Raw genomic sequence first — 19,950 nt, forward strand, 5'->3', positions numbered from 1 at the left:
ACCTATTCAAGCCCCCAGGAGATCAGCGATGCCCAGCCGTCGTGAACGTGCCAACGCCATTCGTGCCCTTAGCATGGATGCCGTGCAAAAGGCCAACAGCGGCCACCCCGGTGCCCCCATGGGCATGGCGGATATCGCCGAGGTTCTTTGGCGCGACTACCTCAAGCACAACCCGAGCAACCCGGCATTTCCCGATCGCGACCGCTTCGTGCTGTCCAACGGCCACGGTTCGATGCTTATCTATTCGCTGCTTCACCTGACCGGCTACGACCTGTCGATCGACGACCTCAAGGGCTTCCGTCAACTGCACAGCCGTACCCCTGGCCACCCGGAGCATGGTTACACCCCTGGCGTCGAGACCACTACCGGCCCGCTCGGCCAAGGCATCGCCAACGCCGTGGGCTTCGCCCTGGCCGAAAAAGTCATGGCGGCCCAGTTCAACCGTGACGGCCACACCATCGTCGACCACAACACCTATGTGTTCCTGGGCGATGGCTGCATGATGGAAGGCATTTCTCACGAAGTGGCCTCGCTGGCCGGTACCCTGGGGCTGAACAAGCTGGTTGCCTTCTACGACGACAACGGCATTTCCATCGACGGTGAAGTGCATGGCTGGTTCACCGACAACACCCCGGCGCGCTTCGAAGCCTACAACTGGCAGGTGATCCGCAACGTCAACGGCCACGACGCCGAAGAGATCAAGACGGCCATCGAGACCGCCCGCAAGAGCGACCGTCCGACCCTGATCTGCTGCAAGACCACCATCGGTTTCGGCTCGCCGAACAAGCAGGGCAAGGAAGAGTCCCACGGCGCGCCGCTGGGCAACGACGAAATTGCCCTGACCCGTCAGGCACTGGGCTGGAACCACGGTCCGTTCGAAATCCCCGCCGACATCTATGCCGAGTGGGACGCCAAGCAAGCCGGTGCCAAGGCCGAAGCCGAGTGGAACCAGCGTTTCGACGCCTACGCTCAGGCGCACCCGGAGCTGGCCGCAGAGTTCAAGCGCCGCATGGCCGGTGACCTGCCTGCCGATTTCAGCGAAAAGGCCCAGGCCTACATCGAGGAAGTGGCGGCCAAGGGCGAAACCATCGCCAGCCGCAAGGCCAGCCAGAATGCCCTGAACGCCTATGGCCCGATGTTGCCCGAGTTCCTCGGCGGTTCGGCGGACCTGGCCGGTTCCAACCTGACCCTGTGGAAGGGCTGCAAGGGCGTGGAAGCTGGCGATGCCAGCGGCAACTACGTGTTCTACGGCGTGCGTGAATTCGGCATGACCGCCATCATGAACGGCGTGGCCCTGCACGGCGGCCTGGTGCCTTACGGCGCGACGTTCCTGATGTTCATGGAATACGCCCGCAACGCCGTGCGCATGTCGGCGCTGATGAAGCAGCGCGTGATCCATGTCTACACCCACGACTCCATTGGCCTGGGCGAAGACGGCCCGACCCACCAGCCGATCGAGCAGCTGACCAGCCTGCGCACCACGCCGAACCTGGACACCTGGCGCCCGGCGGATGCCGTTGAGTCGGCCGTGGCCTGGAAGAACGCTCTGGAGCGCAAGGATGGTCCATCGGCGCTGATCTTCTCGCGCCAGAACCTGCAGCACCAGGCCCGCGATGCGCAGCAACTCGCTGCCATCAGCCGTGGCGGCTACGTGCTCAAGGATTGCGCTGGCGAGCCTGAGCTGATCCTGATCGCCACCGGCTCCGAAGTGGGCCTGGCCGTTCAGGCCTACGACAAGCTGACCGAGCAAGGCCGCAATGTACGCGTGGTGTCCATGCCGTCGACCAGCGTGTTCGATGCCCAGGATGCTGCCTACAAGCAGTCGGTGCTGCCACTGGAAGTCAGTGCCCGTATCGCCATCGAAGCGGCACATGCCGACTTCTGGTACAAGTACATCGGCCTCGAAGGCCGCGTCATCGGCATGACCACCTACGGTGAGTCGGCGCCGGCCTCGGCACTGTTCGAAGAATTCGGCTTCACCCTGGAGAACATCCTCGGTACCGCCGAAGAGCTGCTGGAAGACTGATGTATCAGGGAGGGCAGGATGCCCTCCTGGTCGTGCGAGGGGAGGGCGTCGCCCTCCATCGCGCCATGAGGCCGCTTCCACAGGTACTGTCGCCAGCCACGGCGTAGTACCTGTGGAAGCGGCCTTGTGCCGCGATAGGCCGCCATGCGGCCTCGAAGCCATCACGCTTAGCGAGTCAACGAATGTCCCACTTGCGTCCCTATAAAGTTGCACTCAACGGTTATGGCCGTATCGGCCGCTGCGTTCTGCGCGCGCTGTTCGAGCGGGGCAGCAGGGCCGATTTCGAGATCGTCGCACTCAACGACTTGGCCGACCAGGCCAGCCTGGAATACCTCACCCGCTTCGACTCCACCCATGGGCGCTTTCCCGGCGAGGTCAAGGTCGATGGCGATTGCCTGCACATCAATGGCGATTGCGTGAAGGTGATGCGCAGCGCCACGCCCGAAGGCATCGACTGGGCGGCCCTGGACGTGGACCTGGTCCTGGAGTGTTCCGGCGCCTACAACACCCGTGCCGATGGCCAGCGCTTTCTCGAGGCCGGTGCGCCAAGGGTGCTGTTCTCCCAGCCCATGGCCAGCGAGGCCGACGTCGATGCCACGGTGGTGTACGGCATCAACCAGCACTGCCTGACCGGCACTGAGCGGCTGGTCTCCAATGCTTCGTGCACCACCAACTGCGGTGTACCGCTGCTGCGGGTGCTGGATCAGGCATTTGGCATCGACTATGTACAGATCACCACCATTCACTCGGCCATGAACGACCAGCCAGTGATCGACGCCTATCACCATGAAGACCTGCGCCGTACCCGTTCGGCGTTCCAGTCGGTGATTCCGGTGTCCACCGGCCTTGCGCGCGGCATCGAGCGTCTGCTCCCGGAACTTGCCGGGCGAATCCAGGCCAAAGCGGTACGCGTGCCGACGGTCAACGTCTCGTGCCTGGACATCACCTTGCAGACCGCTCGCGACACCACCGCAGCCGAGGTCAACAGGGTACTGCGCGAGGCGGCGCTGACCGGGCCGCTCAAGGGGCTGCTGGCCTACACCGAGCTGCCCCACGCCAGTTGTGATTTCAACCACGACCCGCATTCGGCCATCGTCGATGCCAGCCAGACCCGTGTATCAGGCCCGCGCCTGGTCAACCTGCTGGCCTGGTTCGACAACGAATGGGGGTTTGCAAACCGTATGCTCGACGTTGCCGGACATTTTCTGCACGTCGTCCACCCAACCCGCAACAAACAGCCCTGAAGGACCGCATTCATGACCGTGTTGAAGATGACCGACCTGGACCTGCAAGGTAAGCGCGTACTGATTCGCGAAGACCTGAACGTGCCTGTCAAGGACGGTGTGGTGACCAGCGATGCGCGCATCCAGGCAGCGCTGCCGACCATCAAGCTGGCCCTGGAGAAGGGTGCGGCGGTGATGGTCTGCTCGCACCTGGGCCGCCCCACTGAAGGTGAATTCTCTGCCGAGAACAGCCTTGAACCGGTTGCCAAGTACCTGAGCAAGGCGCTGGGCCGCGACGTGCCGCTGGTGGGTGACTACCTGGGTGGCGTCGAGGTCAAGGCAGGCGAGCTGGTGCTGTTCGAGAACGTGCGCTTCAACAAGGGCGAGAAGAAGAACGCCGATGAGCTGGCCCAGCAGTACGCGGCGCTGTGCGATGTGTTCGTGATGGACGCCTTCGGCACGGCTCACCGCGCCGAGGGTTCCACCCACGGCGTTGCCAAGTTCGCCAAGGTCGCGGCGGCTGGCCCGTTGCTGGCAGCTGAGCTGGATGCCCTGGGCAAGGCGCTGAAGGCTCCGGCCAAGCCAATGGCCGCCATCGTCGCCGGCTCCAAGGTGTCCACCAAGCTGGACGTGCTCAACAGCCTGAGCTCGGTATGCGATCAGCTGATCGTCGGTGGCGGCATCGCCAACACCTTCCTAGCGGCTGCCGGGCACCCGGTCGGTAAGTCGCTGTACGAGCCCGATCTGGTCGAAACGGCCAAGGCCATTGCCGCCAAGGTCAGCGTGCCGCTGCCTGTCGATGTGGTGGTTGCCAAGGCCTTCGCCGAAGACGCCGAAGCGACCGTCAAGGCCATTGCCGATGTTGCGGCCGACGACATGATCCTGGACATCGGTCCGCAGACCGCCGCCCAGTTCGCCGACTTGCTCAAGTCCTCCAAGACCATCCTGTGGAATGGCCCGGTTGGTGTATTCGAGTTCGATCAGTTCGGCAATGGCACCCAGGTGCTGGCCAAGGCAATCGCCGACAGCGCCGCGTTCTCCATCGCCGGTGGCGGTGATACCCTGGCAGCCATCGACAAATATGGCGTCAGCCAGGATATCTCCTACATTTCTACCGGTGGCGGCGCCTTCCTCGAGTTCGTCGAAGGCAAGGTTCTGCCAGCGGTGGCCATGCTCGAAGAGCGGGCCAAAGCCTGATGAACACGGCGCCTGGCAAAAGGAGTGGCCTGATGGCCAAGCAGTTGCCTGTGTTGCTGCTGGTCGGGCTGCTGAGCGCCTGCGCCGGCAGCCCGGATGCTCAGGACGACCCGGCGCAACCGCCCAAGGGCGGTTGCTATCAGTCCGAATGGCAAGCCGAAACCGTGCCAGTGATCAGCAAGCGCGTAGGCCCGGAAGGGCTGGAAAAGTACGACGAAGAGCACCAGCGCAAGGCGCCCGGCTGCCCTTGATCGGGCCGCTGGCAACCTGCAGGCCGGTTTGTGGTCTTGGAGAAGGGCCGTGTGCTGCCCATCGAGGTAACTGAATGAAAGCGCTCTTGGCCGTAATGGCCCTGGCGACACTGGCAGGATGTTCAATGCTGCAACCGGCGCAGACCGCGCCGGCGGACAACTGGACCCGGTGGGTCTGCGACACCCAGGCCGAAGTGCTGTGGCGGTTTGCCGACCCCCAGCGTGACCAGGTTGACGTACGCCTTGGCGGCGGCGACCAGGTGTACCGGCTCAAGGCCGAGCCCGGCGCCTCCGGCGCGCTGTACAGCGACGGCATGCTGGCGTTTCACACCAAGGGCGAAGAAGGCCTGGTGTACTGGGTGGCGACCAACGATCTGATAGGGCGGGGCTGCAAGGCACCGTGACTGGCCGGGCCGCTAGGTGGCCCACACTACTTGAACAGCAACTGCCCCTGCGGCAGGCTTGCACGAAACAACGACGCTTGTCGGGAGAGAGATACACAATGGCACTCATTAGCATGCGCCAGATGCTGGACCACGCCGCCGAGTTCGGTTATGGCGTACCGGCTTTCAACGTCAACAACCTTGAGCAGATGCGCGCCATCATGGAAGCGGCTGACAAGACCGACTCCCCTGTGATCGTCCAGGCCTCGGCCGGTGCGCGCAAGTACGCAGGTGCGCCGTTCCTGCGTCACCTGATCCTGGCGGCCATCGAAGAATTCCCGCACATCCCGGTGTGCATGCACCAGGACCACGGCACCAGCCCGGATGTCTGCCAGCGCTCCATCCAGCTGGGCTTCAGCTCGGTCATGATGGACGGCTCGCTCGGCGAAGACGGCAAGACCCCGACCGATTACGAATACAACGTGCGCGTCACCCAGCAGACCGTTGCCATGGCCCATGCCTGTGGTGTGTCGGTAGAAGGCGAACTGGGCTGCCTGGGCTCGCTGGAAACCGGCATGGCCGGTGAGGAAGACGGTATCGGTGCCGAAGGCGTGCTCGACCACAGCCAGATGCTGACCGACCCTGAAGAAGCTGCCGACTTCGTCAAGAAGACCCAGGTCGATGCCCTGGCCATCGCCATCGGCACCAGCCACGGTGCTTACAAGTTCACCAAGCCGCCTACCGGTGACGTGCTGGCCATCGACCGCATCAAGGAAATCCACAAGCGCATTCCCGACACCCACCTGGTGATGCACGGCTCCTCCTCCGTACCGCAGGAGTGGCTGGCGATCATCAACCAGTACGGCGGCGACATCAAGGAAACCTACGGTGTGCCGGTCGAGGAAATCGTCGAAGGCATCAAGTACGGCGTGCGCAAGGTCAACATCGACACCGACCTGCGTCTGGCGTCCACCGGTGCCATCCGTCGTCACATGGCCATGAACCCGAGCGAGTTCGACCCGCGCAAGTTCTTCGCTGAAACCGTAAAAGCCATGCGCGACGTGTGCATCGCCCGTTACGAAGCATTCGGCACTGCCGGCCATGCCTCGAAGATCAAGCCGATCTCCCTGGAAGGCATGTTCCAGCGCTACGCCAAAGGCGAGCTGGCCGCAAAAGTCAACTAAGCAAACCGGCCCCCGGAAAACCCGCAGCGATGCGGGTTTTTCGTTTCTGGCGGTGGCTGCGAAAGCGTTCTGCCATTGCATGTCACAGAATGTCAGCGAAACCGCGATCGGTCGGCTACCTTCAGTCAGTGGCTGATGGTTTTTGGCTTGTGATGCGTGCTATCAGCTCATGCCTGGGGTAAAACTGGATCCAACGGCCAGTTTGTAGTCGGTCATATAACAGAGATGCAGCATGGATGGCGCTCACCTTCAACTCATGCCACAGGATGGCAGCTCGGTGCTTCTGGTAGTCGACGATTACCCAGAGAACCTCATCAGTATGCAAGCCTTGTTGTCGCGCCAGGATTGGCTGGTGCTGACGGCAAGTTCGGGCCGAGAAGCCCTGAGCGCATTGCTGGAAAACGATGTCGACCTGGTTTTACTGGATGTGCACATGCCTGAGATGGACGGCTTCGAAGTCGCTCGCCTGATGCGCGGCAGCCAGCGAACCCAACTCACGCCCATCATCTTCCTGACAGCCAACGAGCAGTCCCAGGCCGCCGTGTTGAAAGGCTACGCCAACGGCGCCGTGGACTACATGTTCAAGCCGTTCGACCCGCGGATTCTCAAGCCCAAGGTGCAGGCCCTGCTCGACCAGCAGCGCAATCGGCGGCGCCTGCAGGCGCTGACCCGTGAACTCGACGAGGCCCGCGCCTTCAATGCATCGATTCTGGACAATGCGGCCGAGGGTATTCTGGTGGTGGATGCCGGGGGCATCATCCGCTTCGCCAACCCGGCTATCTGCTCCCTGCTGGCAACGCCTATCGAACAGTTGCAAAACGTCGATCTGCTGGGGCTGTTGCAGCTGAGCACGCCGAGTACGTGGCAGGATTCGACGTTCCACCAAAGCTATCTGGCCAGGCGCATCCACCGCATGCATGACGCCCAGTTGCGTCGCCCGAGCGGCGAGCTGCTGCCGGTGGCCTTGTCATGTGCGCCCCTGCCTGCCGAGCAACAGGCGATGGTGGTAACCGTGCTGGACATGTCGGCGGTGCACAACCTGCACCAACAGCTCGAATACCAAGCCATTACCGACCCGCTCACCGGTCTGCTCAATCGCCGTGGGTTCTACCAGGCGGCCGAAGGGGCGTTGCTGCGCAATGAGCGTTCGGACCGGGCGCAGGCCTTGATGTACATGGACCTCGATGGCTTCAAGCGTATCAACGACTCCCTTGGTCATGATGCCGGTGACCGGGTCCTGCGCTGGGTGGCCGAGCAACTCAAGGATTGCCTGGGCAGTGAAGCGCTGTTGGCACGCATGGGCGGGGACGAATTCACCGCGCTGTTCGACGGCTTGCCCTATGCCGAGCAAGCCGGGCGCTACGCCGAGCGGCTGCTCGAGCGCATTGCCATCAGCCATCAGATCGATGGGCTGGACGTGTGCCTGGGCGTGAGCATCGGTATCGCCACGTACCCTGACTGCGGTGGCAACGTAGAAGGCTTGCTGCGCGCAGCCGATGCGGCCATGTACGCTGCCAAGCAGGCAGGGCGTCAGCAGTATCGCTTCTACGACCAGGAGCTCAATGGCCGCGCCCGCTCCCGCCTGATGCTCGAAGACGGCGTGCGTACAGCCATCGAGCAGCAGGATTTCACCCTGGTGTACCAGCCGCAAGTGGCCTTCGCCGATGGTCGCCTGCGCGGCTTCGAAGCCCTGCTGCGTTGGCAGCACCCCAGCGTTGGCGATGTGCCGCCAGGCCTGTTCATCCCCCTGCTTGAGGAGGCGCGGCTGATCAACCGCCTGGCCGGCTGGATCTACGGTCAGAGTGCTGCCCAGCGCCAGGCCTGGTATCAACGCTTTGCGACCGACATCGTGTTGGGCATCAGCCTGAGCCGGGCCCAGTTCGTCTCGCCAAGCCTGGTCGAGGAGCTGCAACGGGTCATCCAGCGCTATGGCCTGCAGCCGGCGCACCTGGAAGTGGAAGTGGCCGAAACCTCGCTCATGTACAACATCGATGCGGCGGTCAAGCAGGTCGACCGGTTGCGTGCGCTGGGTGTGCGGGTGGCGTTGGACGATTTCGGCGCCGGTGACTGTTCGCTGCGCATGCTGCGCGATTTGCCCATCGACACCCTGAAACTCGATCGCCACCTGGTGGCGCGCTTGCCGGACGCGTCGACCGATGCGGCGCTGGCACGCAGCGTCATCGGGCTGTGTGCCGATTACGGGATCACCGTGATTGCCGAGGGCGTTGAAACCCAGGCTCAGGCTCAATGGCTTAAAGCCGCAGGCTGCGAATACGTTCAGGGCTTTCTGGTAGCGCACCCCATGACAGCTGCCGATGCCGGCAACTTCCCGGCAATTTTCCCCTGGCCTGATCCGCTGGCGGGTTAGAATTGGCGCTCGTTACGCCGACCGTACTGCCATGACCGTCCTACGCTACCTGCAAGCCTACCCACCGCACCTGCAACAGCAAGTGCGGCAGATGATCGACAGCGACCGCCTTGGCGAGTACCTGCACAAGCGCTATCCAGAGCGCCACGAGGTACAAAGCGACAAGGCCCTGTACGGCTACGCCCAGGAACTGCGCCAGCGTTTTCTGCGCAGTGCACCGCCGCTGGACAAGGTGCTGTTCGACAACCGCCTGGACCTGACCCACCGGGCGCTGGGCCTGAACACTGCTGTCTCTCGCGTGCAGGGCGGCAAACTCAAGGCCAAGAAGGAGATCCGCATCGCCTCGCTGTTCAAGGAGGCCGCGCCGCAATTTCTACGCATGATCGTGGTGCACGAGTTGGCGCATTTGCACGAGCGTGACCACAACAAGGCGTTTTACCAGCTCTGTCAGCACATGGAGCCGGACTACCATCAACTGGAATTCGACCTGCGCGTCTACCTGACCTATCGGGAATTGCCGGGCAACGCTTGAGGACCCCGCAGCATGGAAGTGAGCAAGACAAAAAGCAGTTTCTACCGCCGTCTTTACGTCGCCTGGCTGATCGACAGCCAGACCGCTACCAGCGTGCCTGCGCTGATGCAGGCTACGGGCATGCCCCGGCGCACGGCCCAGGACACCCTTGCGGCGCTGGCCGACCTGGACATCGTCTGCACCTTCGAGCAGCAGGAAGGCGCGCGCAATCACGCAGGTCACTACCGTATACAGGACTGGGGGGCCATCGACCGGCAGTGGATCGAGCTTCACCTGAATCAGGTACGCCAGGTACTGGGTTATCCCTGACCTGTACCCGCTAAGGCCGCTGCAATAAAAATCGCAGGTTCGGCCAGAATAGAGGCTAGATGACACTATTGGCCGCTGCCCCGGCCAGAGCCTTTGTGTAAGCTCATTCGCAGTGTACGTTTCTTCACCGCACAAGGGCTTGGGCATGCGGCTGATGCTTTGTGTTCTCGGGTTACTGGCCACTGTCATGGTGCCCCCGGCCGCAGCCGCCGCCAAGCTGCGGCTGGTATCGGACCATTGGCCGCCCTTCACTGACGCCAGCATGCCTGGCGGCGGTTTGGCCATCAGCATCGTGACCACGGCGCTGACGCGGGCGGGCTACAGCAGCAGCTTCGAGGAGGCACCCTGGGCGCGGGCCCTGGCAGGCGTCGGTGACGGCCGTTACGACATACTGATCAACGCCTGGCACAACGACGCGCGCGCACGCATCGGGCAGTTTTCCAGCGCCTACCTGAGCAACCGCATCCGCCTGCTGCAGCGCAAGGACGCGGGCCTGCATTACGAGCACCTCTCGGACCTGTACCCCTACAGCATCGCCGTGGTGCGTGATTACGCCTACTCGAGCGCGTTCGACGGCAATACCCGCTTGCACAAGGTTGCGGTCAGTACCTTTTCGTCCGCCGTGCGCATGCTGGCGGCGGGGCGTGTAAGCTTGGCCGTGGAGGACGAGTACGTGGCCCGCTATCACCTGCAGCGCGAGCCGGACAATGTGCGTGACAAGGTAGAGCTGATGGAGCCTGTACTGGGCGAGAACCCGCTGCACATCCTGGTCAGCCTGAAGCATCCGGACCACGAGTCGATCGTCGCGCGCTTCGATGCGGCCATCGCCGCCATGAAGGCCGATGGCAGTTATGACCGGTTACTGCATCAGTATGGGTTCTAGGCGAGCGGGTGGCGTTCCCAGGCGCCGGCTTGGCAGTGGCTTCGGATTTGAGCTTCGCAGCTGATCATGGCCGGTCCGCAGCGCCTGGAGATTTGCCCGTCTTCGTAGGCAAAGCAGGCTATTTACCCTCGCGCCAGACCTAACGCGAGGCGTCACCTGCCGAAGCATCCTTCTTGATCAAATGCGCCGCCAACGTGCGCAAAGGGGCCAACTGGCGGCAGATCAATGCCAGTTGCGTCTGTACCAGGCGCTGATGTTCATCCACCTCCTCGGGCATCTGTTCAAGAGCGGTGGCGAGCGCTTCTTCGGCATCACTGTGAATCGCTACCGGTGAACGCGCCGCCAGGCCATTGGCTATCTCCTCAAGGCTGTTCGCCAGGCGGCTGCCCGCATCCTCGATCAAGTGCTCCCGTGCCTCGGCCGGAAGGGCCGTGTCGCGGTGGGCGCCCAGTCCCGACAGGTAGCTGAGCAGGGTGTGCGACAGCACCAGGAAGCGGAAGCCCACATCGGCCTCCTTGCGAAAGTGGCCAGGCTCCATGAGCATGTTGGCCAGGGTCGTCGACAGCGCTGCATCGGCATTGTGGGCATTGCGCCGCGCCAGGCGATAGGCCAGGTCGTCGCGCTTGCCGTAGGCATATTGCTGCATGATCTGGCGCAGGTATTCGCTGGCGCAGATCAGTGTGTTGGCCAGCGCCTTGTTCAAGCGGCGGCCTTGCCAGTCGGGCAGGAACAGGAACACGGCAAGGATGGCGATCAGGCTCCCGATCAGGGTATCGAACAGCCTTGGCAGGAACAGCCCGTAGCCATCGCCGATCTGGTTGAAACAGAACAGCACCATCAGTGTGATCGCGGCCGTGGCCAGGGTGTAGCGCGTGGTCCGGTTGACGAAGAACACCACCCCCGCCACGACCGCGAACAGCGACTGGATGACCGGGTTGGGGAACAGGTCGAACAGCGCCCAGCCAACGGTCAGGCCTACGGCGGTGCCGATGATGCGCTGCACCAGTTTACGCCGGGTCGCCCCGTAGTTGGGTTGGCACACGAACAGGGTGGTGAGGATGATCCAGTAGCCCTGGGTTGGGTGGATCAGGTGCACCATGCCGTAACCGATGGACAGGGCCAGCGGCAGGCGCAGAGCATGGCGGAACAGCAGCGAGGTGGGCGTCAATTGCGTGCGCAGGCGCTTGCCCATGTCCCTGAGCGAGCGCGGCGAGCGGTCCAGCAGGCTGCTGTCGCTGGCATCGGCCAGGCTGTCGGGATTGCTTGCAGCACCGAGCAGGCGATCGAGCGTGGCCAGGTTGGCCGCCAGTGCACGCAATGAGCGCAGCAGCCCGCGCCAGGCCGGGTTGTTCTGGCCGCGCAGGTGTTCGAGCGAAGCGTTGAGGTCTTCGAGTGCCTCGGTAAAGCCGCTGGCCAGCACGAAAGGTTGTCGCAGCCGAATCGAGCGTGCCAGCTCCTGGCACGAGGCGCCTTGCTTGCGCAGCAGGCGCTGGCACCGGAACATCACATCGCTGTGGAAGAAGGCTTCGGCCAGTGCATTGTAGGGGTAGTGGGAGGCGCTGACCCGCTCATGGATATCCTGGGCCAGGAAGTAGAGTTTCAGGTAGCGGCTGACCTTGGAGTTGGGTTGGCTGTTGCCCACCCGGTGCAGGATGATTTCCTTCGCCGCATTGAGGGCCGCCACCACCTTGCCATTTTGCTGGGCCAGTTCAAGCCGACGTGCCTCGACGTCCAGGGTGCGGACAGGCTCGAACAGGCTGGCCTTGAGCTTGAGGTAGCTGCCCAGTTCGAAGAACAGTTTCGCCAGGCTTTGCTGCACCGGCTGGTTGGAAAACAATGCCTGCCACAGCACCGAGAGCAGCCCATACCAGGCCGCACCCGCCACCAGCAGCATGGGTTCGTGCCAGAAGTCCGTCACCTGCCCGCCGCGCTGGTCCACACCGATCATCGTGTACACCGCTGTGATCAGCGTTGCCGATGCGATGGCGCCGTAGCGCTCGCCCAAAGCGCCCAGCATGGTCAAGGCAAACGCTGCCAGGGCCAAGGCGCAGACGAAGATCAGGGGGTAGGGGAACAGCAGTTCGACCGCGAGCGCCGCGATGGCAAAACACACCAGGGTGACCGCCAGGGCGCTGAGGCGGCCTTGCCAGCTGTCATCGGTTTCAGCCAGGGCACTGGCGATGATGCCCAGAAACAGCGGGATCAACAGGGCCATTTCGTTCTGGTGCCAGCACAGGGCAAGGCTGCCGGTAAGGGCAATGGTCACCCGGATGCTGTAGCTGAACTTGTCCTGGCCCCACAGGCGACGCAATGAATGACGTAACGAGCTCGATGACATGATGGCCTGCCGGGCAGTGATCGTAGAAATACCGTAGCGATGAGCGGGCAGCCAGATGCCCCGCCACCCGCTATTGAGCACGTGCCAGCAAGAAGCGTTCCGTGCTGCGCGTTGGATTCTACCCTAGACGAACTGCGCCGCGGCGTTGGCCGATGCCCAGGCCCACTGGAAGTTGAAGCCACCAAGGTGCCCCGTCACGTCCAGCACTTCACCGATGAAGTAAAGCCCAGGGCTCTTGAGCGACTCCATCGTCTTGGACGAGACCTCACGGGTGTCCACGCCGCCCAGGGTCACTTCGGCGGTGCGGTAGCCTTCGGTGCCGGCAGGCACCAGTTGCCAGCGTGCCAGCTTGTCGGCGATCAGGGCCAGTTCGGCCGGTGTGTACTGCTTCATCGGCTTGGATTCGAACCACTGCTCGGCCAGCAAAGTGGCCAGCTTGCGCGTGAACACCTCGCCCAGTACGGTCCTGAGTTCAGCATTGCCGCGCTCGGTTTGCTGGGTGTGCAACCAGTCCAGCGCATCGCGGTCAGGCAACAGGTTGATCTCAAGCGTATCGCCAGCTTCCCAGAATGAAGAAACCTGCAAGATCGCCGGGCCGCTCAGGCCCCGGTGGGTGAACAGCAGATTTTCACGGAAGCTGGTGCCGTTGCAACTGGCGGTGCAGTCCAGCGAGGTGCCGGACAGTTCGGTGCACATGGCCTTGAGCTGGGGCTCGGTGATGGTGAACGGCACCAGACCCGCGCGGGTTGGCAGCAAGGTATGGCCAAACTGTCGGGCCACCTGGTAGCCGAAACCGGTCGCACCCAACGTCGGGATGGACAGGCCGCCCGTCGCGATCACCAACGACTGGCAAGCGAATGGGCCAGCGCTGGTGCGCAGCAGGTAGCCGCTGTCGGTCTTGTCGATCTGCTCGATGCTGGTGTGCATGCGGATTTCGGCGCCGGCTTCGTCGCACTCGGCCAGGAGCATGTCAAGGATGTCACTGGCCTTGTTGTCGCAGAACAGCTGGCCCAGCTTTTTCTCGTGGTAGGGCACGCCATGCTTGCACACCAGCTCGATGAAGTCCCACTGGGTGTAACGCGCCAGGGCCGACTTGCAGAAGTGCGCGTTGTGCGAGAGGAAATTGCTCGGCTCGGTGTACAGGTTGGTGAAATTGCAGCGCCCGCCGCCGGACATCAGGATCTTCTTGCCTGGCTTGTTGGCGTGGTCGAGCAGCAGGACCCGGCGGCCCCGGCGGGCGCTGAGCTGGGCACACATCAGGCCGGCAGCGCCTGCGCCCAGGATGATCACGTCGGTGGAGTGCACGGTGTTACCTCATCAATAGCCGCGGCCGTGTTGCAGCCCATCGCAGGCAAGCCAGCCCCCACAGGGACGGCACCGGCTTGAGGCCTGTGATGACCCTGTGGGGGCTGGCTTGTTTGCGACAGGCTGCAACGCGGCCCGAAATAAATGTCAGACGATGCGGACTTTCAGGGAGCGGCCCTTGATCTTGCCGCTATTCAAGCGCTGCATGGCCTGCTTGGCCAGTGCCCGCTCAACTGCCACAAATGCCTGGAAATCAAAGATCGCGATCTTGCCCACCTGCTTGCCGGGGATGCCGGCATCACCGGTCAGCGCACCGAGGATATCGCCCGGGCGCAGCTTGTCCTTGCGCCCGGCTGCGATGCACAGTGTGCTCATGACCGGCAGCAGTGGCTCGCCGCCTTTGTTCTTGAGGCTGTCCAACAGGTCCCAGCGCAGCGGGCTCTTCTGCAAGGCTTCGATGGCCTGGGCGCGATGGCCTTCGGCAGGCGCGACCAGGCTGACTGCGATACCCTTCTCGCCAGCGCGGCCCGTGCGGCCCACCCGGTGCACGTGGATTTCGGCATCACGCGCCAGTTCCACGTTGATGACCATGTCCAGGCCGTCGATGTCCAGGCCACGGGCGGCCACATCGGTGGCCACCAGCACCGAGCTGCTGCGGTTGGCGAACATGGTCAGCACCTGGTCGCGGTCACGCTGCTCCAGGTCACCGTGCAGCGCCTGGGCCACGATGCCCTTGGCCGTGAGGTGGGCCACCACGTCCTCGCACTGCTGCTTGGTGAAGCAGAACGCCACGCAGGACTGGGGACGATAATGGGCCAGCACACGGGTCACCGCCTCAAGGCGCTGCTCGGGGGCGATTTCGATGAAGCGCTGCTCGATCTGGTTGTCGGTATGCAGGCTCTCGACCCTGACCTGCTGCGGGTCGCGCATGAAATCGGCCGCCAGCTGCTTGATGCTGGAGGGGTAGGTGGCGGAGAACAGCAAGGTCTGGCGGCGCGCTGGGGTCTTGGCGATGATGCTGGCGATGGCATCGAAGAAACCCATGTCGAGCATGCGGTCGGCTTCGTCGAGGATCAGCGTGTTCAGGCCGCCCAAAACCAGCGTGCCCTTGTCCAGGTGCTGCTGGATGCGGCCCGGGGTGCCGACGATGATGTGCGCACCGTGCTCCAGGGAGGCGATCTGAGGGCCCAGCGACACGCCGCCACACAGCGTCAGGATCTTGATGTTGTCTTCGGCACGGGCCAGGCGACGCAGTTCCTTGGCCACCTGGTCGGCGAGCTCGCGCGTGGGGCACAGCACCAGCGCCTGGCAGCCGAAGTACCGAGGGTTGATCGGGTTGAGCAAGCCGATACCAAAGGCGGCGGTCTTGCCGCTCCCGGTCTTGGCCTGGGCGATCAGGTCCTGGCCCTTGAGAATGACCGGCAGGCTCTGGGCCTGGATCGGCGTCATCGAGGTGTAGCCGAGGGCGTCCAGGTTGGCCAGCATGGCGGCGGACAACGGCAAGGTGGCAAAGGCGGTGGAATCGGTGGTCACGAGGCGGGCCTACGGTGCGAAGCGAAAAATGCTGCACAGTCTACCAGCCCCGACGCCATTCGCCCTAAGACTCCACGTGCTCTTCCGGACGACGGGCACGCCTTCCGTCCGTCGGCGCCAGTTGCAGGAAGATGGCCGCCGCCAGCATGGCCATGATGCCAATGGTGAAGAACGTCAGCTGGAACGCACCCAGGGTGGTTTCCACGCCTTCGGCGCTGCCTGCTGCCGTGAAACCGCCCAGCAGCGCACCGGCACAGGCCACCCCCAGGCTCAGCGACAGCTGGGCGACCACCGACAACAAGCTGTTGCCGCTACTGGCGCTGGCATCGTCCAGGTCGATCAGCGTCACCGTGTTCATGGCAGTGAACTGCAGGGAATTTACGGCGCCCAGCAGGCCAAGTTGCACCAGCAGCAGCCAGTACGGGGTCTGCTCGTCCACCAGGCCCAGGCCGGCCAGCAGTACGCCCAGCAGCACCGTATTGCCGGTCAGGATGATGCGATAACCAAGGCGTTCGATCAGCGGCCTGGCCACGGACTTGGCGACCATGGCCGCCGCCGCCAAGGGGATCATGCTCATGCCCGCCTGTGCCGGTGAATAGCCAAGCGCTACCTGCAGCAGCAGCGGTACCAGGAACGGCAGTGCCCCGCTGCCCAGGCGGGCGAACAGGTTGCCCAAGATACCGATGGCGAAGGTACGTACCCGGAACAGGCTGGGAGAGAACAACGGCTCCGGGTCGCGCCCGGCCCGCAGCCAGTAGGCCGCCAGGCAGGCCATGCCGGCGAACAGCAGCAACATGACGCGCAAGTGCGGCAGGTGCAGCTCGCCCAGGCCTTCCATGGCGATAGTGATCAGCACCATCGCGGCGCCGAACAGCAAAAAGCCCGGCCCGTCGAACGTAGTGCGCTCGGCGCCGCGCAGGTCGGGTATGAACTTCCAGACGGCGTAGCAGCCCAGCAGGCCGACCGGCAAGTTGAGCAGGAAGATCCAGTGCCAGCTCAGGATCTCCACCAGCCAGCCACCTACCGTCGGGCCCAGCAATGGCCCGAGCAGACCGGGGATGGTGATGAAACTCATGATGCGCACCAGTTCGGTGCGAGGGTAGGCACGCAGCACCACCAGCCGGCCGACCGGCAGCATCAGCGCCCCGCCGAGCCCCTGCACGATCCGCGCGAAGATCAAAAAGCCCAAGCTGTTGGCCACCGCGCACAGCAACGAACCGAAACTGAACAGCAAGATGGCACTGAAAAAGATGCGCTTGGTGCCGAAGCGGTCGGCGATCCAGCCCGAGGCGGGGATCAGCAAGGCCACGGTGAGCATGTACGAAATGATCACACCCTGCATGCGCAGGGGGTCTTCGGCCAGGGAGCGGGCCATGGCGGGCAGGGCGGTGTTGAGAATGGTGCCGTCCAGCGACTGCATGAAGAAGGCGATCGCCACCACCCATGGCAGCCAGCGGGCGGTGATGGGGTCGAGCGGGGTGCGTTCGGGCATGACGTCCTCGTCTGTCTGTACTGGCCTCTTCACGGCGAACGCCGCGCCTACGGGGCAAGGCAGGCGTGGCGACCGCCATGAAGGGGCCGGCAAATTCCAATCACAATGTCAGCGTCAGCGCTTTGACCAGCGCGCCCGGCAAATGACTCGATCCGGTACTGCGTTGCCCATAGGTACTGGTGGAGAGGATCAGCTCCCGCTCGCACGTCAGCGCCTCCAGTTGGTCGCCCAGCAGGTTGTACAGGCTGTCATCGAAGCGCATCGTGTTGACCGGCCCCTGGATCTGCCCGTCCTGCACCCAGAACGTGGCGAAGCGGGTCAGGCCGGTCATGCGCGCTGCGGGCAGGTCGGAGTAGTTCAAGTACCAGAGGTTACTGATGTAAAGGCCGGTGCCGAGCCGCGCCAGGACCTGTTCACGGGGTAATTGGCCGGGTGCGAGGCTGAGTGCGCAGGGCGACTCGTAGCTGTCGGCACCATTGGCCAACACCCCGAATTCGGCTGCGCTGCGCGCGCAGGCCAGGCGTTGTGCTGGTTTGCCCTGCTCGATCAGCGCCACGTCCAGGCGCGGTGAACCTTCGTCGGAGAACGCCGGGCTCAATGAGCCGCTGACCTGCTCGGTGAAGCTGATCAGTGGGCTGAGTGTGGCATCACCGCTGTACAAACGCTGCAAGGCACTGCTGCCGGTCGCCAGGGCCTGCGCCGAGAAACCGCCCCAGCACAGCATGCCGGCGATTTCGTCCATGGCCGCAGGCGCCAGGTAGGCGCGGTAGCTGCCGGGTTGGAGTACCACCGGCGCACGCCCCAAGTGGCCCAACTGCGCCCGAGCCTGGCGCAGGCGAGCGGTAAAGTCGTCGGCGCGCCATACCTGCCCGGCATAGTTGGCCTTGACCGCCTGGCCGCTCTCGTGGAACAGGCTCCAGTCGATGTTGAAGCTATTAGCCTGGTGCCAGCCAAAGGCGCCGAATGAGCTGGCGAAACCGCGCCAGATCGGGCCTGCGGCATAAATGCCGACCAGGTCTAGGTCACCGGCTTCCTGTTCCAGCAGGGCCAGCACCTCATTCAGGTCGGGCAGGGCCTGCGTCTGTTGGCTGTCACTGCGCCAGGCACTGTCATCCAGGCTCAGGTACGGGTCTGCTGCCAGCAGTGGCAGGATCTGGCGCAGTTGCGACAGGGCGTCGAGCAAGCGCTGACGGTCCAGGTGCCTATCACCGCTAAGGGTCAGCTGTTGCTCGGCCTGACGACCGGCGTGGATCAGACGCAGGTGAGCACTGGCCTGGCTTACCTCGCCCGCCTGACGGACCTTGGCGTGGTTCAAGCGCACGAACTGCGACTGCTCGGCGCTCAACCCCAGGGTGTAGTGTTCGCCTGCCTGAAGGGCAGAGCCCAGGGTGTCGATGAGGGATTGGAAGGCCTGTTTCATCATGCATCTCCTCCAAACACGTCGATGGCGCTGAACACGCAAGCCGGCGAGGCGTGGCCGACCCGGATCACCTGGTTGGGCTCGCCCTTGCCGCAATTTGGGGTACCCAGGACCTGGAAGGTGCTGCGGTCGCCGACGGCGGCCAGGTTGCGCCAGAACCGTGCGGAGATGCCGCGGTAGTTGGGGTTCTTCACGATGCCCTTGAGTTCGCCATGTTCGATCAGTTGGCCCCATTCGCAGCCGAACTGGAACTTGTTGCGCGCATCGTCGATGGACCAGGACCGGTTGGTGCGCATCAGGATGCCATGCTCGATTCCTGCGATCAGTTGATCCAGGGATTGATCACCCGGCTCGATGTTCAGGTTGGCCATGCGGTCGATCGGCGCCCGGTTCCAGCCGCAGGCGCGGCTGTTGGCCACGCCGCCCAGACCAGAGCGGAACTGGGAAAGGGCACCGCCCAGCGGGCGCAGCAGCACGCCGTTCTGAATGAGAAATTGCTTGCTGGCCGGCGTGCCATCGTCGTCGTGGCTGTAGCTGGCCAGCTCTTCGCTCAAGGTCGGGTCGAAGGTTACGTTCAGCAGGGAGGAACCATATTGCAACCGGCCAAAGTCGGCGACTTTGACGAAGCTGGTCCCGGCGTAGTTGCGCTCGTCGCCCAGGATGCGATCCATCTCCAAGGGGTGGCCGATGGACTCGTGGATCTGCAGCATCATCTGGTCAGGCATCAACAACAGGTCGCGCACGCCGCTGGGCGTGTTCGGCGCCTGCAGCAATTGCAGGGCCTGGTCGGCAACCTGCCGGGCAGCGCCCCTCAGGCCGCAGCGCTCGATGATTTCGAAGCCACCCTGCTGACCGAAGTTCTCCCTGCCCAGGCTGCGGCTCTGGCTGTCCTGGCCATCGCTGGCCGTCACCGCCAGACCAGGGAACAGAAAGCGCTGGGCCTGGCGCAGTTCGGCACCGGCCGAGTTCAGGTACGTCTGCTCCACCAGGCTCATGCCAAGGCTCGCCTGCCAGTCCACCAGGCGTGAGTCCGACGGCACGCTGGCCGATTCTTCGGCGAGCAGGCCAAGGCAGTCGGCAAGGCCCGGCATGGGCTGGTCGAAATGAGGCGAGAGGTAATCGTGACGCCCGGTGGGCACAGGCTGATCGCGCAGGTCCAGCAGGCTGTAGCGGGCAATCTGTCGAGCGAGGTTTTCAGCCTGCTCCAATGCGCGCTGAAGGCCGCTTTGGGACAGATCGGCCGTGGCAGCGTAGGCCTCCACCCCGTTGATGCGCACGGTCAGCATGGCGCCCTCGTCCTGGCTCAAGGCAGGCGGTTCGGCAACGTTACGGCGCACGGACAAGGCCTGGTGCGACTGTCTGACATGGCGCAAGGAAAACAGATCGGCCGTGCTGCGCAGGGCGGCGAAGCGCTGGCGCAGCAGGGTGCTGGAATCGAACATGGACAAGCCTCCGGATACACGGTGGCCCCCTGGAACCACGCGCTGGGCAATGCCAAGGCGGGCC

At 63.8% G+C, this 19,950-nt stretch carries 16 protein-coding genes; 10 read left to right on the plus strand and 6 right to left on the minus strand.

Going from position 1 to position 19,950, the window contains the following annotated elements; all coding sequences use genetic code 11:
* The first annotated feature begins 28 nt into the window (after window positions 1–28).
* The 10 genes from tkt to B2Y33_RS06055 all read left to right on the plus strand — a co-directional run bounded on the left by tkt (window position 29) and on the right by B2Y33_RS06055 (window position 10,356).
* On the plus strand, window positions 29–2,026 hold the full coding sequence (gene tkt, locus B2Y33_RS06010; RefSeq protein WP_206405196.1) for a transketolase: 1,998 nt from the start codon (window positions 29–31) through the stop codon (window positions 2,024–2,026).
* Window positions 2,027–2,208: 182 nt separating this feature from the next.
* A complete protein-coding gene (gene epd, locus B2Y33_RS06015) occupies window positions 2,209–3,270 on the plus strand; it encodes an erythrose-4-phosphate dehydrogenase (RefSeq protein WP_027914013.1) in 1,062 nt (353 codons plus the stop codon).
* Window positions 3,271–3,282: 12 nt separating this feature from the next.
* Window positions 3,283–4,446: a phosphoglycerate kinase gene (locus B2Y33_RS06020; RefSeq protein WP_027914012.1), complete on the plus strand. Its 1,164-nt coding sequence runs from the start codon at window positions 3,283–3,285 to the stop codon at window positions 4,444–4,446.
* Window positions 4,446–4,697 (plus strand): hypothetical protein, encoded by a 252-nt coding sequence (locus tag B2Y33_RS06025; RefSeq protein WP_027914011.1) that lies wholly within the window; start codon window positions 4,446–4,448, stop codon window positions 4,695–4,697. Before B2Y33_RS06020 ends, B2Y33_RS06025 begins: the two co-directional genes overlap by 1 nt.
* Window positions 4,698–4,771: 74 nt before the next feature.
* Window positions 4,772–5,101 carry an MliC family protein gene (locus tag B2Y33_RS06030; protein WP_049696721.1) on the plus strand — a complete coding sequence of 110 codons (330 nt, stop codon included), beginning with the start codon at window positions 4,772–4,774 and terminating at the stop codon, window positions 5,099–5,101.
* A gap of 98 nt (window positions 5,102–5,199) precedes the next feature.
* Entirely contained in the window at window positions 5,200–6,264 is a 1,065-nt protein-coding gene (gene fba / locus B2Y33_RS06035; protein ID WP_023533056.1) for a class II fructose-bisphosphate aldolase, read from the plus strand.
* A gap of 232 nt (window positions 6,265–6,496) precedes the next feature.
* Window positions 6,497–8,632, plus strand: a complete 2,136-nt coding sequence (locus tag B2Y33_RS06040; RefSeq protein WP_027914008.1) for a putative bifunctional diguanylate cyclase/phosphodiesterase — start codon at window positions 6,497–6,499, stop codon at window positions 8,630–8,632.
* Between the two features lie 31 nt (window positions 8,633–8,663).
* Entirely contained in the window at window positions 8,664–9,164 is a 501-nt protein-coding gene (locus tag B2Y33_RS06045) for a M48 family metallopeptidase (protein WP_206405195.1), read from the plus strand.
* A gap of 12 nt (window positions 9,165–9,176) precedes the next feature.
* A complete protein-coding gene (locus B2Y33_RS06050) occupies window positions 9,177–9,473 on the plus strand; it encodes a winged helix-turn-helix domain-containing protein (protein ID WP_027914007.1) in 297 nt (98 codons plus the stop codon).
* Window positions 9,474–9,618: 145 nt separating this feature from the next.
* On the plus strand, window positions 9,619–10,356 hold the full coding sequence (locus tag B2Y33_RS06055) for a substrate-binding periplasmic protein (protein WP_132578009.1): 738 nt from the start codon (window positions 9,619–9,621) through the stop codon (window positions 10,354–10,356).
* Window positions 10,357–10,495: 139 nt separating this feature from the next.
* On the opposite strand, the gene yccS is transcribed toward B2Y33_RS06055, so the two are convergent.
* The 6 genes from yccS to B2Y33_RS06085 form a co-directional block, all read right to left on the minus strand.
* Complete coding sequence (gene yccS, locus B2Y33_RS06060; RefSeq protein WP_027914005.1) at window positions 10,496–12,694, minus strand: YccS family putative transporter; 2,199 nt, start codon at window positions 12,692–12,694, stop codon at window positions 10,496–10,498.
* 123 nt (window positions 12,695–12,817) lie between these two features.
* Window positions 12,818–13,999: an NAD(P)/FAD-dependent oxidoreductase gene (locus B2Y33_RS06065; RefSeq protein ID WP_059183442.1), complete on the minus strand. Its 1,182-nt coding sequence runs from the start codon at window positions 13,997–13,999 to the stop codon at window positions 12,818–12,820.
* A gap of 147 nt (window positions 14,000–14,146) precedes the next feature.
* Window positions 14,147–15,484: an ATP-dependent RNA helicase DbpA gene (gene dbpA / locus B2Y33_RS06070; protein WP_230396040.1), complete on the minus strand. Its 1,338-nt coding sequence runs from the start codon at window positions 15,482–15,484 to the stop codon at window positions 14,147–14,149.
* Window positions 15,485–15,596: 112 nt separating this feature from the next.
* On the minus strand, window positions 15,597–17,024 hold the full coding sequence (gene mdtD, locus B2Y33_RS06075) for a multidrug transporter subunit MdtD (protein ID WP_023533030.1): 1,428 nt from the start codon (window positions 17,022–17,024) through the stop codon (window positions 15,597–15,599).
* A gap of 100 nt (window positions 17,025–17,124) precedes the next feature.
* A complete protein-coding gene (locus B2Y33_RS06080) occupies window positions 17,125–18,444 on the minus strand; it encodes a TldD/PmbA family protein (protein WP_049696720.1) in 1,320 nt (439 codons plus the stop codon).
* Window positions 18,444–19,886 (minus strand): TldD/PmbA family protein, encoded by a 1,443-nt coding sequence (locus B2Y33_RS06085; RefSeq protein ID WP_145279405.1) that lies wholly within the window; start codon window positions 19,884–19,886, stop codon window positions 18,444–18,446. Before B2Y33_RS06085 ends, B2Y33_RS06080 begins: the two co-directional genes overlap by 1 nt.
* Window positions 19,887–19,950 lie beyond the last annotated feature (64 nt).

Source organism: Pseudomonas sp. UBA5666 (assembly GCF_002420785.1).
Lineage (GTDB): Bacteria > Pseudomonadota > Gammaproteobacteria > Pseudomonadales > Pseudomonadaceae > Aquipseudomonas > Aquipseudomonas fulva.

Excerpts from the sequence above, each read along its gene's own strand:
- B2Y33_RS06055 (WP_132578009.1), top strand. The coding sequence starts at position 9,619 with ATGCGGCTGATGCTTTGTGTTCTCGGGTTACTGGCCACTGTCATGGTG.
- B2Y33_RS06030 (WP_049696721.1), top strand. The coding sequence starts at position 4,772 with ATGAAAGCGCTCTTGGCCGTAATGGCCCTGGCGACACTGGCAGGATGT.
- B2Y33_RS06085 (WP_145279405.1), bottom strand. The coding sequence starts at position 19,886 with ATGTTCGATTCCAGCACCCTGCTGCGCCAGCGCTTCGCCGCCCTGCGC.
- dbpA (WP_230396040.1), bottom strand. The coding sequence starts at position 15,484 with ATGCTGGCCAACCTGGACGCCCTCGGCTACACCTCGATGACGCCGATC.
- mdtD (WP_023533030.1), bottom strand. The coding sequence starts at position 17,024 with ATGCCCGAACGCACCCCGCTCGACCCCATCACCGCCCGCTGGCTGCCA.
- B2Y33_RS06040 (WP_027914008.1), top strand. The coding sequence starts at position 6,497 with ATGGATGGCGCTCACCTTCAACTCATGCCACAGGATGGCAGCTCGGTG.
- B2Y33_RS06080 (WP_049696720.1), bottom strand. The coding sequence starts at position 18,444 with ATGAAACAGGCCTTCCAATCCCTCATCGACACCCTGGGCTCTGCCCTT.
- fba (WP_023533056.1), top strand. The coding sequence starts at position 5,200 with ATGGCACTCATTAGCATGCGCCAGATGCTGGACCACGCCGCCGAGTTC.
- B2Y33_RS06025 (WP_027914011.1), top strand. The coding sequence starts at position 4,446 with ATGAACACGGCGCCTGGCAAAAGGAGTGGCCTGATGGCCAAGCAGTTG.
- B2Y33_RS06050 (WP_027914007.1), top strand. The coding sequence starts at position 9,177 with ATGGAAGTGAGCAAGACAAAAAGCAGTTTCTACCGCCGTCTTTACGTC.
- B2Y33_RS06045 (WP_206405195.1), top strand. The coding sequence starts at position 8,664 with ATGACCGTCCTACGCTACCTGCAAGCCTACCCACCGCACCTGCAACAG.
- B2Y33_RS06020 (WP_027914012.1), top strand. The coding sequence starts at position 3,283 with ATGACCGTGTTGAAGATGACCGACCTGGACCTGCAAGGTAAGCGCGTA.
- tkt (WP_206405196.1), top strand. The coding sequence starts at position 29 with ATGCCCAGCCGTCGTGAACGTGCCAACGCCATTCGTGCCCTTAGCATG.
- yccS (WP_027914005.1), bottom strand. The coding sequence starts at position 12,694 with ATGTCATCGAGCTCGTTACGTCATTCATTGCGTCGCCTGTGGGGCCAG.
- epd (WP_027914013.1), top strand. The coding sequence starts at position 2,209 with ATGTCCCACTTGCGTCCCTATAAAGTTGCACTCAACGGTTATGGCCGT.